The organism is Variovorax sp. Root434, assembly GCF_001426595.1.
In the GTDB taxonomy this organism is placed as follows: Bacteria; Pseudomonadota; Gammaproteobacteria; order Burkholderiales; family Burkholderiaceae_C; genus Variovorax.
The window spans coordinates 65130-77835 of record NZ_LMEK01000022.1 but is presented as its reverse complement, the minus strand read 5'-3'; the positions used below and the strand labels follow the sequence as shown (position 1 = coordinate 77835).

Annotated in this window: 13 protein-coding genes, 1 tRNA gene and 1 pseudogene; 2 read left to right on the top strand and 13 right to left on the bottom strand. The window is 66.4% G+C overall.

Features of this window, described 5'->3' with window-relative positions; genetic code table 11:
• Positions 1-10: 10 nt before the first annotated feature.
• Positions 11-637: a YitT family protein gene (locus tag ASD05_RS17860; protein ID WP_007836291.1), complete on the top strand. Its 627-nt coding sequence runs from the start codon at positions 11-13 to the stop codon at positions 635-637.
• A 9-nt stretch (positions 638-646) separates the two neighbouring features.
• On the opposite strand, the gene ASD05_RS17855 is transcribed toward ASD05_RS17860, so the two are convergent.
• The 8 genes and pseudogenes from ASD05_RS17855 to ASD05_RS17825 all read right to left on the bottom strand — a co-directional run.
• Entirely contained in the window at positions 647-2047 is a 1401-nt protein-coding gene (locus ASD05_RS17855) for an amidase (RefSeq protein WP_056595137.1), read from the bottom strand.
• Positions 2038-3525, bottom strand: coding sequence for an ABC transporter substrate-binding protein (locus tag ASD05_RS17850; protein WP_056595135.1), 1488 nt, complete (start codon positions 3523-3525; stop codon positions 2038-2040). The genes ASD05_RS17855 and ASD05_RS17850 overlap by 10 nt, the downstream gene beginning before the upstream one ends.
• A gap of 214 nt (positions 3526-3739) precedes the next feature.
• Positions 3740-5233 (bottom strand): ABC transporter substrate-binding protein, encoded by a 1494-nt coding sequence (locus ASD05_RS17845; RefSeq protein ID WP_056595134.1) that lies wholly within the window; start codon positions 5231-5233, stop codon positions 3740-3742.
• A 111-nt stretch (positions 5234-5344) separates the two neighbouring features.
• Positions 5345-6172 (bottom strand): ATP-binding cassette domain-containing protein, encoded by an 828-nt coding sequence (locus ASD05_RS17840; RefSeq protein WP_056595133.1) that lies wholly within the window; start codon positions 6170-6172, stop codon positions 5345-5347.
• Positions 6169-7158, bottom strand: coding sequence for an ABC transporter ATP-binding protein (locus ASD05_RS17835; RefSeq protein WP_056595132.1), 990 nt, complete (start codon positions 7156-7158; stop codon positions 6169-6171). The genes ASD05_RS17840 and ASD05_RS17835 overlap by 4 nt, the downstream gene beginning before the upstream one ends.
• Positions 7159-7166: 8 nt before the next feature.
• Positions 7167-8045 carry an ABC transporter permease gene (locus ASD05_RS17830; protein ID WP_056595131.1) on the bottom strand — a complete coding sequence of 293 codons (879 nt, stop codon included), beginning with the start codon at positions 8043-8045 and terminating at the stop codon, positions 7167-7169.
• Positions 8042-8176, bottom strand: a pseudogene (locus ASD05_RS31065) (ABC transporter permease); the annotation flags it as partial. The gene ASD05_RS17830 and the pseudogene ASD05_RS31065, both read right to left, overlap by 4 nt.
• 1 nt (position 8177) lies before the next feature.
• Positions 8178-9091, bottom strand: a 914-nt coding sequence (locus tag ASD05_RS17825) for an ABC transporter permease (RefSeq protein WP_157610175.1), incomplete at its 3' end; no start/stop codon positions are given.
• Positions 9092-9194: 103 nt separating this feature from the next.
• Between ASD05_RS17825 and ASD05_RS17820 the strand changes: the two genes are divergently transcribed.
• Positions 9195-9470 carry a YfhL family 4Fe-4S dicluster ferredoxin gene (locus tag ASD05_RS17820; RefSeq protein ID WP_056595128.1) on the top strand — a complete coding sequence of 92 codons (276 nt, stop codon included), beginning with the start codon at positions 9195-9197 and terminating at the stop codon, positions 9468-9470.
• On the opposite strand, the gene ASD05_RS17815 is transcribed toward ASD05_RS17820, so the two are convergent.
• From ASD05_RS17815 to ASD05_RS17795, 5 genes are all read right to left on the bottom strand, one after another.
• Complete coding sequence (locus ASD05_RS17815) at positions 9467-9967, bottom strand: hypothetical protein (protein WP_056595126.1); 501 nt, start codon at positions 9965-9967, stop codon at positions 9467-9469. The two genes, ASD05_RS17820 and ASD05_RS17815, sit on opposite strands and share 4 nt — an antisense overlap.
• 36 nt (positions 9968-10003) lie before the next feature.
• Positions 10004-10636, bottom strand: a complete 633-nt coding sequence (gene pth / locus ASD05_RS17810; RefSeq protein WP_056595124.1) for an aminoacyl-tRNA hydrolase — start codon at positions 10634-10636, stop codon at positions 10004-10006.
• A 79-nt stretch (positions 10637-10715) separates the two neighbouring features.
• Positions 10716-11399: a 50S ribosomal protein L25/general stress protein Ctc gene (locus ASD05_RS17805; RefSeq protein WP_007834380.1), complete on the bottom strand. Its 684-nt coding sequence runs from the start codon at positions 11397-11399 to the stop codon at positions 10716-10718.
• An 86-nt stretch (positions 11400-11485) separates the two neighbouring features.
• On the bottom strand, positions 11486-12460 hold the full coding sequence (locus tag ASD05_RS17800) for a ribose-phosphate pyrophosphokinase (protein ID WP_056595121.1): 975 nt from the start codon (positions 12458-12460) through the stop codon (positions 11486-11488).
• Positions 12461-12600: 140 nt separating this feature from the next.
• Positions 12601-12677 (bottom strand) — tRNA-Gln (locus tag ASD05_RS17795).
• Between the last annotated feature and the right edge of the window lie 29 nt (positions 12678-12706).

Here is a 12706-nt window from a genome sequence, read left to right as displayed (position 1 = left end):
AGCCCCTGTCATGGATGCGCCACCTCCCACAACTGCGCCGAATCTGCTGCGCCACACCCGCTTCGACGACGCACAGGCTATTTTCTCGGGCACGCTGTTCGTCGCCATCGCGATGATGCTGTTCGGCCAGGCGGGGCTGCTTACAGGCGGCACGGCCGGCGTCGCGTTTCTCCTGCACTACGCCACCGGCCTGAGCTTCGGAAAGCTGTTCTTCCTGGTCAACCTGCCGTTCTACTGGTTCGCCTGGCGCCACATGGGCCGGGCGTTCACGGTCAAGACCTTCTCGGCCATCGCATTGCTCTCGGTGATGACCGACCTGGCGCCGCGCTACCTGTCCATCGACTCCCTGCACCCGGCCTTCGCGGCCGTGCTCGGCGGCCTGCTGCTGGGCACCGGTTGCCTGTTTCTCGCCCGCCACCGCGCCAGCCTGGGCGGCGCGACGGTGCTCACGCTCTACCTGCAGGAAAAGCGCGGCTGGCCCGCGGGCAAGGTGCAGATCGGTATCGATTGCACGGTGGTGCTGCTCGCCCTGTTCGTGATTCCGCCGCAGCGGGTCGGGTGGTCGGTGCTGGCGGCCGTGGTGATGGGGCTTTTTCTCTGGATCAACCACAAGCCGGGGCGGTATGCGGCGACCTGACGCTTCCCGTCAGCGGCCGGGCGGCAACGGCCAGGGCCGCTGCGGTTCGCGGATCTGCTCGAAGGCGCGCGACACGCGCAGCACTCCGAGGTCGTCGAATCGCTGCCCCGCAATCTGCAGCCCGATCGGCAACCCGCTCGCCGAGTAACCGCAGTTCACCGAAGCCGCCGGTTGCTCCGACATGTTGAACGGCACGGTGAAGCCGATGTGCTCCAGCGGCCGCAGAGGGTCGTTGGTGGGCGAGGGCGCCTCGGCTGCCGCAGGCATGTTCGGCGACACGGGCGAAATCACGTAGTCGAAGCGCGCGCATGCAGCCACGGCGGCGACGCGCGTGGCGTGGAACTGGCTGAAGCCGCGGAACACGTGCTCGCCGCTGAACTCGGCCGCACTCTCCGCCCATTCGCGGATGTACGGCAGCACCTTCGCGCGCTGGTCCGCGCGCAGGCCCTTCATGTCCACCAGCGAGCGCATGCGCCAGAAGTGGTCCATGCCGTCGAGCATGGCCTGCGACATGAACGGCTGCATCGGCTCGATCACCGCGCCGGCCTTCTCGAGCAGCCGCGCGGCGTTTTCCACCGCCGCCTGGATCTCGGGCTCGACCGCCAGTCCGCAGCCCGCGTCGAGCAGCAGCCCGATACGCAGGCCCCGCAGATGGTCCGGTGCCACGTCGAAGCTCGCCCAATCGATGTCCTGCGGCGGCAGGCTCATGCTGTCGCGCGCGTCGGGCCGGGACAGCGCCTGCATCAGCAGCGCGGCGTCGCCCACCGTGCGGGTCATCGGCCCTGCCGCGCGGCCCATGTAGGGCGGGTCGATCGGAATGCGCCCCAGGCTCGGTTTCAGCGTGAAGATGCCGCACCAGCTCGCGGGCAGGCGCAGCGACCCGCCGATGTCGGTGCCCAGGTGCAGCGGGCCGTAGCCGGCAGCCGTCGCGGCGCCAGCTCCTGCGCTGGAGCCGCCCGGCGTCAGGCGCAGGTTCCACGGGTTGCGCGCCAGCGTATGAAAGCTCGACAGCCCCGAGGACAGCATGCCGTAGTCCGGCATGGTGGTCTTGCTCACGATCACCGCACCGGCTTCCTTGAGGCGCGCGGCTGGCGGCGCGTCGGCCGCAGCGGGCTTCAGGTCGACCGCGGCGGTGCCGGCAGGCATCGGGTCGCCGCGCGTGGCGATGTTTTCCTTGATGGTCGCGGGCACGCCGTCGAGCGGGCCGAGCGCATCGCCGCGCTGCCAGCGCGCTTCCGACGCGCGTGCCTGTTCGAGCGCGGCCTCGGGGCGGAACAGCCAGGTGGCCTGCAGGTGCGGCTCCCAGCGTTCCACCTGCGCGATCACGGCTTGCGTGACCTCGACCGGCGAGAGTTCGCGGCTGCGGTAGGCAGCGGCAAGCTCCTGCGCGGACAGGTCGCTCAGCCCCACGAGAGTGCCGACAGGTCGTTCACGAAGATCGGGTTCTCTTTCCAGATGCCCTTGACGTTCTTCTTCGCGACAGTGGGGAACTGCGGCTGGTACAGGAAGCCGTTGGCCGCGTCGGTGGCCAGCATCTTCTGCGCGTCGCCGAGCAGCTTGTTGCGCTCGGCCGTGTTACCGGTGGACTTGATCTTGTCGAACAGCGCGTTGAAGGCCTTCGACTGGTAGCCCCAGTAGTAGTCCGGCTTGGCGTAGTTGCCGAGGTCGAAGGGCTCGACGTGCGAAATAATCGACAGGTCGTAGTCCTTGTTGCCGTAGGTGCCGCTGAGCCATTGCGCCCATTCGACGTTCTGAATCTTCACCACGATGCCGATCTTGGCGAGCTGGGCCACGATCACCTCGCCGCCCTGGCGCGCATAGGGCGGCGGCGGCAGCGTCATCGTCAGTTCGAGCGGCGTCTTCACGCCGGCCTCGGCCAGCAGCTTCTTGGCCTTCTCGATGTCGAAGGGGTTGATGCCCGTGGTGTCGATATAGCCCGCCGCGCCCGGCACGTAGTGGCTGCCGATGGGCACGCCGAAGCCGTCGGCCGCGCCCTCGATCACGGCCTTGCGGTCGATGGCCGCAAGGATGGCGCGGCGCACGCGCACGTCGTCGAGCGGCTTCTTCCTGTTGTTGATCGACAGGATGGTCTTGGCGCGCGAACCCGCCAGGATCACCTGGAACTGCGGGTTCGCCTTGAACTGCGGCACCACGCGCGTGCCGATGCGTGCGAACACGTCGACGTCGCCCGACAGCATGGCGGCCGCCTGCGCGGCCGTGTCGGAGATGAAGCGGAACGTGACCTTGTTGATCTTCGCGGTGGCGGGGCTGCGGAAGCCGTCCCACTTGCTGAGCGTGAGCGACGAGCCCTTGGCCCAGTTGTCGAGCTTGTAGGGGCCGGTGCCGACCGGTTTGCTGGCGTTGGTCTCGGCGCTCTTGGGTTCGACGATCACGGCCGTGGCCTGGCCCAGCACGAAGGGCAGGTCGGGGTCGATCTCCTTGTTGATGACGACGACGGTGTAATCGTCCACCACCTGCGTCGCGAGGTTGGCGAAGGTGCGCTTGTCCTTGTTGGTGCTCTTCTCGCCGCCCGCACGATCGAAGGAAAACTTGACGGCGGCGGCGTTGAAGGGCTCGCCGTTCTGGTACTTCACGCCACGCCGCAGCTTGAAGGTGTAGGTCTTCAGGTCGGGCGAAACTTCCCAGCTCTCGGCCAGCAGCGGCGTGACGCTGCCGTCGGCGTTGATCTTGGTGAGCGTCTCGAGGATGTTGTAGTGCACGACCTCGGCGATGGCGGCGGCGGCGCCGGTGGTCGGATCGAGCCCCGGCGGTTCGAGCGCCATGCCGATCACGATGGCGTCCTTCCGGCCCTGCGCCATGCCGGCGAGCGGGGTGGCCAGCGCAACGGTGGCACCAGCGGTGGTGAGAAGGGTGCGGCGGTTCAACATACGTGTGATCTCCGGATAGACAAGCCAGGTTCGAATGACGACTGCTCCGGCGTGTGCCATGCCCCGAAGGGAGGCGCGACGCCGCGAAAGACACGACACGCAGCACGAAAGATGCCACGTGCGCAGCCGGTCATTCTCTCGCAGCGGGCGCGCCGCCGCTCGGTCCGCGAGGCGGTTTTTCCTCGGGACGTTCCCGTAGGCAAGGCCGTCCGGATCAAGCCCAGGACAGTGCCGCGATGTCGTTCACGAAGATCGGCGTGTCTTTCCAAAGCCCGCGCAGGTTGCGCGCGGCGACGGTGATGAACTGCGGCTGGTACAGGAAGACGTTGGCCGTGTCTTCCGCCAGCAGCCGCTGCGCGTCGCCGAGGTAGCGCAGGCGGTCGGCGGGGCGCGCCGCGTTGCGCGCCTTGTCGAAGATCTCGTTGAACTTCGCCGACTGGTAGCCCCAGTAGTACTCGGGCTTGGTGTAGTTCACGAGGTCGAAGGGCTCGACGTGCAGGATCAGCGAGAGGTCGTAGTTCCTGTTGCCGTAGGTGCCGCTGATCCATTGCACCCACTCGACGTTCTGGATCTTCGCGACGATGCCCACCTTGGCCAGCTGCGCGGCGATCAGCTCGCCGCCCTGGCGCGCATAGGGTGGAGGCGGCAGCACCAGCTCGAGTTCGAGCGGTGTCTTCACGCCGGCCTCGGCCAGCAGCTGCCTTGCGCGTTCGACGTTGTAGGGGTTGACGCCGGTGGTGTCGACATAGCCCGGCGCGCCCGGCACGTAGTGGCTTCCGATGGCCACGCCGCGGCCGTCCGCTGCAGCCTCGATCACGGCCTTGCGGTCGATGGCCGCGGCGATGGCGCGGCGCACGCGCACGTCGTCCAGCGGCTTGCGCCTGTTGTTGATGGCGAGGATGGTCTTTCCGCGCGAGGCGTTGAAGACCACCTGGAAGCGCTTGTCGTTCTGGAACTGCGGCAGGCTGCGGGACACCGAGGCGTGCGGAAACAGATCGACGTCGCCCGAGAGCAGCGCGGCGGTCTGCGCGGCCGGCTCGGAGATGAAGCGGAAGCTGGCCTTGCGGATCTGCACCGTGTCGGCATTGCGCCAGCTGTCCCACTTGGCGAGCACGATGCCCGATCCCTTGGCCCAGCTGTCGAGCCTGTAGGGGCCGGTGCCGACGGGCTTGGTGGCGTTGGTCTCGGCCGTCTTCGGTTCGACTTGAATGGCGGAGGCCTGCCCGAGCAGGAACAGCAGGTCGGGCTCGATCTCCTTCGTGATCAGCACCACGGTGTGTTCGTCGACCACCTGCGTCGCGATGTTGGCGAAGGTGCGCTTGTCCTTGTTGGTGCTGTTGGCAGCGGCCGCGCGGTCGAACGAAAACCTGACGGTCTGCGCGTCGAAGGGCTCGCCGTTCTGGAACTTCACGCCGCGCTTGAGTTTGAAGGTGTAGGTCTTCAAGTCAGGCGAAATGTCCCAGCTTTCGGCCAGCAGCGGGGTGACGCTGCCGTCGGAATTGATCTTGGTGAGCGTTTCGAAGACGGTGTAGAGCACCACCTCGGCGATCTCGGCGCCGGCCTTGGCCGTGGGGTCGAGCCCCGTGGGCTCCAGCGTGAGACCGAGCACCAGCGCGTCCTTCTTCTTTTGCGCGAAGGCGTCGATCGGCACTGCGAGCGGGGCCAGGGCTGCGGCGCCGGTGGCGAGCAGGGTGCGTCGTTTGAGCATGAAGCGGTGTCCTCGGAACAGGGGGCAGGCATCATCCGCGAGACCGGTGCGTCTGCGCAACCAGATGCTTATGACCCACTCATCCTAGAGGCGGCGGACGACGCTTCGATGTCAGGCGGCCAGCAGCGTGCCGCCCGCGGGCGTGCGCGGCACCGCGTCGAGCAGCGTGCGCGTGTACTCGTGCTGCGCGTGGTGGAAGAGTTCGGCGGGCGGACCCTGCTCGACGATCTTGCCTTTCCACACCACGCACACTTCGTCGCACAGGTGGTTGACCACCGCGAGGTCGTGGCTGATGAGCAGGTAGCTGATGCCGAACTGCTGCTGCAGGTCCTGCATGAGGTTGAGCACCTGGGCCTGCACGGACACGTCGAGCGCGCTGACGGGCTCGTCGGCCACGATGAGCTTGGGGCGCGTGATCAGTGCGCGCGCGATCGCAATGCGCTGGCGCTGGCCGCCCGAGAACTCGTGCGGGTACTTGTCCATGTCGGTGGTGCGCAGTCCGACTGCGGCGAGCGCCTCGGAGGCACGCTCGCGCTGCACGGCGCGGCTCGTTTCGGCCAGCGCCTCGAGCGGCTCGGCGACGATGCGCGCGACGGTCTGGCGCGGGTCGAGCGAGCCGTAGGGGTCCTGGAACACCATCTGGAAATCGCGCCGCGCGGTGCGCAGATCGGCCTTCGACAGCGCATGCAGGTCGCGGCCTTCGAGGCGCACGCTGCCCGAAGTCGGCGTGTCCAGCGCCATCACGAGACGCGCGATGGTCGATTTGCCCGAGCCAGATTCGCCGACGATGCCCACGCTCTTGCCGGCGCGCACCTCGAAGCTCACGCCATTGAGCGCCTTCACGGTCGGCGGCGGGCCGAAGAGCTTTTCGCGCGGCAGTGCGTAGTGGCGCACGAGGTCGGTGACCTGCAGCAGCGGTGAAGCGGTGGCCGCACTCATGGTGCGATGGCTCCTTGCGCGGCGATTTCTTCGAGCCGGATGCAGCGCACCGCGTGGTCTGGCGGCAGCATCGTGGCCGGCGGCCGCGTGGTCTTGCAGGCGTCGATGGTGTAGCTGCAGCGGCCTGCGAAGGGACAGCCCGGCGGCAGGTCGACCAGCTCGGGCACGCTGCCCCTGATGGTGGCCAGACGCAGGCCACGCGGCGCGCCGATGGCGGGCCGCGCGGCGAACAGGCCTTGCGTGTAGGGATGCGCACGGCGCGCGAACACGGCCTCGGTCGGGCCGCTCTCGACCACGCTGCCACCGTACATCACGAGCATCTTCGAGACCGTCTGCGCGATCACGCCGAGGTCGTGCGAGATCAGGATCAGCGCCATGCCGCGCTCGGCCACGAGGCCCTGGATGAGTTCGAGGATCTGCTTCTGGATGGTGACGTCGAGTGCAGTGGTGGGCTCGTCGGCAATCAGCAGGTCGGGTCCACAGGCGAGCGCCATCGCGATGCCGATGCGCTGGCGCTGGCCGCCGGAGAACTGGTGCGGGTACGCATCGAGGCGCGAGGCCGCGTCGGGAATGCCCACGCGGTCGAGCAACGCGAGCACTTCCTTGCGCGCGTCGGCTTGCGAGAGTCCGCGATGCAGCCGCAGCGGTTCGCCGACCTGGCGCGCAATCGTGTGCACCGGGTTCAGCGCCGTCATCGGCTCCTGGAAGATCATGCCGATGCGGTTGCCGCGGATCCGGCACATGTCCCTTTCGTCGCGGCCGACGAGTTCGGTGCCGTCGAAACGGATGCTGCCCGTGACCTTCGCGGTCGAGGGCAGCAAGCCCATCAGCGACATCACGGTGATCGACTTGCCGCAGCCCGATTCGCCGACGATGCCCAGCGTCTCGCCGCGCTCCAGCGTGAAGTCGATGCCGCGCACGGCCTCGGCGGGGCCGCGCTGCGTTTGCAGTTCGATGTGGAGGTCTTCGACTTCGAGCAAGGGCATGGCGCTTCTTATCTTGCGCGTGCGAGGCGCGGATCGAGCAGGTCGCGCAATCCGTCGCCCAGCAGGTTCAGGCCGAGCACCGCAAGTGCGATGGCCATGCCGGGGAACACCGCGAGCAACGGCGACTGGAACATCATCGTCTGCGCCTCGCTGAGCATGCGGCCCCACGAAGGCTGCGGCGGCTGCGTGCCCAGGCCCAGGTAGGACAGGGCGGCTTCGGCGAGGATCGCGATGGCGAAGCGGATCGTGATCTGCACGATCAGCACGGCCGAGATGTTCGGCAGCACGTGCTGCATCGTGATCGCGAAACTGCCCTTGCCGCAGGCCCGCGCGGCGGCCACGTACTCGCGCGACCAGATGGCGTTGGCCGAGGCGCGCGTGATGCGCGCAAACGTGGGGATGTTGTAGATGCCGATGGCGATGATCGCGTTGACGATGCCCGCGCCGAACACCGCCGTCATCATGATGGCCGAGAGGATCGCGGGGAAGGCGAGCGAGAAGTCGGTGAGCCGCATGATGGCTTCCTCGACCCAGCCGCGCCTGGCGGCGGCCAGCAGGCCCAGCGCCGTGCCGACCACGAGGCCGATGCCCACGGCGATTACGCCGACAAGGATCGACGCGCGCGCGCCGACCAGCAGCAGCGAGGCTACGTCGCGGCCGTAGGTGTCGGTGCCCAGCCAGTGCGCGCCTGTCGGCGGCTTCAGCTTGTTGGCCATGTCCATGTCGTAGGGCGACCACGGTGTCCAGATCAGCGAAATGGCGGCGGCGAGCAGCAGGAGCAGCGTCAGCGCGCCGCCCAGCACGAAGCTGCGGTGGTGCAATGCGCGGCGCCAGAAGCCCGGCACCTTGAGCGCCGCAGCACTCGGGGCGGTGATGACGGAACTCATATGTCGCTGGCCTTGATGCGCGGGTCGATCACGGCGTACAGCACGTCGACCACGAAGTTCACGATCACCACCATGGCCGCCAGCAGCATCACGCAGTTGCGCACCACGATCAGGTCGCGGTTGCTGATGGCNGCGTACAGCACGTCGACCACGAAGTTCACGATCACCACCATGGCCGCCAGCAGCATCACGCAGTTGCGCACCACGATCAGGTCGCGGTTGCTGATGGCCTGGAAGATCAGCCGGCCCAGGCCCGGCAGGTAGAACACGTTCTCCACCACGATGGTGCCCGCCAGCAGCTCGGAGAACTGCATGCCCATCACCGTGATGACCGGGATCATCGCGTTGCGCAGCACGTGGGTCCACAGCACGGCGCGCTGCGAGACACCCTTGGCACGCGCGGTGCGCACGAAGTCTTCCCGCATCACTTCCAGCACCGCCGAACGCGTGATGCGCGCCAGGATCGCGGCCTGCACCACGGCCAGCGACAGCGCAGGCAGCAGCAGCGACTTGATGCCCGCGAAGATGCCTTCGCCCCAGCCCTCGAAGCCGCCAGCGGAGAACCACTGCAGCTGCACCGAGAACACGAGGATCAAAAGAATCGCGAACCAGAAGTTCGGGATCGCGATGCCGATCTGCGCCATGCCCATCAGGCCGACGTCGCCGAGCTTGTTGTGGCGCGCGGCTGCTGTCACGCCCACCAGCAGCGCGATCACGACGGTCAGGGCCATCGCCATCATGGCCAGCGGCACGGTGAGCGCGAGGCGTTCGAGGATCAGGTCGAGCACGGGCGAGCTGTAGGCATAGCTGTCGCCGAGGTTGCCGGTGAGCAGGCCGCCGATCCAGTGCCAGTAGCGCGTCCACGCGGGCTGGTCGAGGCCGAGCTTGGTGGCCAGGGCGGCGACGGCTTCGGGCGAGGCATCGGGGCCCATGAGCATCTGTGCGGCGTTGCCGGGCAGGATCTCGAGCACGAGGAACACGATGACCGAGGCGCCGATCAGCGTGCCGATCAGCGTGGCGAGGCGCTTGAATAGAAACAGACTCATGGGGCGGGGCGCAGCATAACTGACTCGTGCAACAAGTGTGCCGCGGATGTGGCCTTTGTCATTCATCGGCAGCCTGTCCGCCCGGCCCCGCGATAATCGGGGGATGGCCCTCATGATCACCGACGAATGCATCAACTGCGATGTCTGCGAGCCCGAGTGCCCGAACGACGCGATCTACATGGGTGCGGAGTTCTACGAGATCGACCCGCACAAGTGCACCGAGTGCGTCGGCCACTTCGACGAGCCGCAGTGCGTGCAGATCTGCCCGGTGGCCTGCATTCCCGTGAATCCCGAGCACGTGGAAAGCCGCGAGACGCTGATGCAGAAGTACGAGCGTCTCACGGCGATCAAGGTGACGTCCGTGTCGAGCAGCGCTTAGGCGGCTGATTTCCGTTTCTTTTTCTTGCGCTCCGAGGCGTCGCCGGCCGCCCTTGAACTCTGGCCGCCGCTGAAATTCAGGCTGGACCTGCGCGGATCGTTGGCTGCCTTGCGTGCGCGATCCCTCTCCCTTTGCTCGGACAGGGCAAGCCGTCTTTCCGCCAGCGCGGCGCTTCTGGCTTCCCGCGCGGCGCGCTGATCGCGGTCGTTAGCCGCCTTTTCCTGGGACAGCCGGGTGCGTTCCAGGTGGTCGGCGTAGGTCTGGGCGCTGCGCGTGCCGGCGTCGGCAGCCCGGCGGTCCTGGTCGCTTCGGTGGTCGTTCACCTTCACCGTGGTGCCGCCTTCACAAGGCTGGTCGGAATAGGTGTTGCCGCACCGCCAGGTTTTTGCAGCGTTTTGGGCGGACGCGCTCATGGAGAAAGCGCATGTTGCTATTGAAAATATAGCAATCCCGATACTCCCGGCAGTCGTTCTCTTTCTTTTCTTCTGCTGGCTCATTTTTTATTTCTCTCCCTCCTGCACTCCGATGGCCGGCTAGGTGGCGGCAGGCGTGCCTCCGTCGCCGGGCTCCCGCCGCGGCGGTTTGGGCCGGGGCGGTTTGCTCGTGTGAATGACCAGGGTCGCCTTTTCCATCTCGCCTGCCACCAGCGCGGGCAGCGCGTGCAGGGTGCGGACGATGGCGTCCTCTATCGCTTCACGTTGTTCCTTGAGCGGCTTCTTGAGCACCCAGTTGACGACCTCCGACTTCACGCCAGGGTGTCCGATGCCCAGCCGCAGCCGCCAGTAGTCGCCGGTGCCCAGTTGCGCGTGGATGTCGCGCAGTCCGTTGTGGCCGGCATGGCTGCCGCCGAACTTGAGCTTGACTTGGCCCGGCACCACGTCGAGCTCATCGTGCGCCACGAGGATTTCCTCGGGCGCGATCTTGAAGAAACGGGCGAGGGCGGCCACCGACTTGCCCGACAGGTTCATGAAGGTCTGCGGCTCCAGCAGCCAGATGCTCTGGCCGCCGATGTTGGCGCGCGCGGCAAAGCCGTGGTAGCTGCGCTCGGGCACGAGGTTGAGCTTCCATTCGCGTGCGACGGCGTCGATCCACCAGAAGCCGGCGTTGTGCCGCGTGGCTTCGTACTCTGGGCCCGGGTTTCCGAGGCCGACAAACAGCTTGATCATGGTCGTGGATTATCCGATTCGCCAAAAGCAAAAGGCCCGCACGGAGCGGGCCTTCGCAAAGACAAACGCGAGAAGTGGATTACTTCTTGGCGGTCTTGGCAGCCGGGGTCTTGGCGGCGGGAGCGGCCTTGCCACCCTTGCCTGCCGGTGCGGCAGCTGCGTCGGCAGCGACTGCGCCTTCGGCGGGAACATCGGCTTCTTCAGCAGCCGGCGACACGGCCGAAGCCAGCACCGGGTTGACCTTGCCGTGGCTGACCCACTTCACGCCCTTGGGCAGCTTGATGTCCTTCAGCGTGACCGTGCCGTTCTTCTTCAGGCCCGACAGGTCGACTTCGATGAACTCGGGCAGATCGCTCGGCAGGCAGTTCAGTTCGAGTTCGGTCGTCACATGGTTGACCAGGTTCAGGTCGATCTTGACGGCTTCGGATTCTTCCTCGCCCTTGAAGTGCACCGGCACCTTCATGGTCATGCGGGTCTTGGCATCGACGCGTTGGAAGTCGATGTGTTGCACCAGCTGGCGGAACGGGTGGTATTGCACGTCACGCAGCAGAACCTTGCTGACCGCGCCGCCGATTTCCATTTCGAGCACGCTCGCATGGAAGGCTTCCTTCTTCAGGGCGTGCCACAGCGCGTTGTGATCGATCTCGATCAGTTGCGGCTGGGTGTCGCCACCGTAGACGATGCCGGGGGTCTTGCCCGAGATGCGGAGACGGCGGCTCGCACCCGTGCCCTGCTTTGCGCGCTCAAAAGCGACGAATTTCATAACTAGCTCCTGTGAGAGTCCACCGCGACCAGTGCGACTCCGGTTCAAAAAGGCCTCCCGCAAAGGAGGCCCGCTTCATGCCCCGGTCAGAACAGGTTGTCCTGATCCGAGAACAAACTCATCACCGACTCGCCCTTGGCAATGCGCTGGATCGTTTCGGCGATCAGCGGTGCCACGGAGAGCTGGCGGATCTTTCCGCAGGCCATGGCGGCGTCGGAAAGGGGAATGGTGTTGGTCACGACCACTTCGTCGAGGGCCGAGCCCTGCGTGATGCGCTCGATGGCCGGGCCCGAGAAGATCGGGTGCGTGCAGTAGGCATAGACGCTCTTGGCGCCGCGCTCCTTCAGCACTTCGGCGGCTTTGACCAGCGTGCCGGCCGTGTCGATCATGTCGTCCATGATCACGCAGTTGCGGCCGTCGATCTCGCCGATCACGTTCATGACTTCGCTGACGTTGGCCTTCGGGCGGCGCTTGTCGATGATGGCGAGGTCGCAGTTCAGCTGCTTGGCCAGCGCACGGGCGCGAACCACGCCGCCGACGTCGGGCGAGACCACGATCAGGTCTTCGTAGTTCTTGGCGCGCAGGTCGCCGAGCAGCACGGGCGAGGCGTAGATGTTGTCGACCGGGATATCGAAGAAGCCCTGGATCTGGTCGGCGTGCAGGTCCATCGTGAGCACGCGCTCGACACCGACGGTTTCCAGCAGGTTGGCCACCACCTTGGCCGAGATCGGCACGCGGCTCGAGCGCGGGCGGCGGTCCTGGCGGGCATAGCCGAAGTAGGGAATCACGGCGCTGATGCGTTCGGCCGAAGCGCGCTTGAGCGCGTCGACCATGATCAGCAGTTCCATCAGGTTTTCGTTGGTCGGAGCGCAGGTCGACTGCACCACGAACACGTCGCGTGCACGGACGTTCTGGTTGATCTCGACAGTGACTTCTCCATCGGAGAAGCGACCGACGCGTGCGGCGCCCAGCGTGGTGCCGAGGTTGTGCGCGATTTCTGCAGCAAGGCCCGGATTGGCGTTGCCGGTGAAAACCATGAAATCAGGGTGATTAGCCTGCATGAGCGCGTCCCGGCAGTGCGAATTGGCTTAGGAAGCCGCCAAAAGGTTTGTGATGCATGGCGGCCGGTGAGCCGCCGATTATTGCAGCGGGTGGGCTGCAAAAGAAGACTGCGGCCGTTGGGCCGCAGTCGTTGAAGATTTGGCAGGGGAGAAAGGATTCGAACCTTTGCATGCTGGAATCAAAATCCAGTGCCTTAACCAGCTTGGCGACTCCCCTACACGGGTCGATGGTTTTCACCATCAACC

Excerpts from the sequence above, each read along its gene's own strand:
- ASD05_RS17860 (WP_007836291.1), top strand. The coding sequence starts at position 11 with ATGGATGCGCCACCTCCCACAACTGCGCCGAATCTGCTGCGCCACACC.
- ASD05_RS17845 (WP_056595134.1), bottom strand. The coding sequence starts at position 5,233 with ATGCTCAAACGACGCACCCTGCTCGCCACCGGCGCCGCAGCCCTGGCC.
- ASD05_RS17840 (WP_056595133.1), bottom strand. The coding sequence starts at position 6,172 with ATGAGTGCGGCCACCGCTTCACCGCTGCTGCAGGTCACCGACCTCGTG.
- pth (WP_056595124.1), bottom strand. The coding sequence starts at position 10,636 with ATGATCAAGCTGTTTGTCGGCCTCGGAAACCCGGGCCCAGAGTACGAA.
- ASD05_RS17830 (WP_056595131.1), bottom strand. The coding sequence starts at position 8,045 with ATGAGTTCCGTCATCACCGCCCCGAGTGCTGCGGCGCTCAAGGTGCCG.
- ASD05_RS17835 (WP_056595132.1), bottom strand. The coding sequence starts at position 7,158 with ATGCCCTTGCTCGAAGTCGAAGACCTCCACATCGAACTGCAAACGCAG.
- ASD05_RS17820 (WP_056595128.1), top strand. The coding sequence starts at position 9,195 with ATGGCCCTCATGATCACCGACGAATGCATCAACTGCGATGTCTGCGAG.
- ASD05_RS17800 (WP_056595121.1), bottom strand. The coding sequence starts at position 12,460 with ATGCAGGCTAATCACCCTGATTTCATGGTTTTCACCGGCAACGCCAAT.
- ASD05_RS17805 (WP_007834380.1), bottom strand. The coding sequence starts at position 11,399 with ATGAAATTCGTCGCTTTTGAGCGCGCAAAGCAGGGCACGGGTGCGAGC.
- ASD05_RS17850 (WP_056595135.1), bottom strand. The coding sequence starts at position 3,525 with ATGTTGAACCGCCGCACCCTTCTCACCACCGCTGGTGCCACCGTTGCG.
- ASD05_RS17815 (WP_056595126.1), bottom strand. The coding sequence starts at position 9,967 with ATGAGCCAGCAGAAGAAAAGAAAGAGAACGACTGCCGGGAGTATCGGG.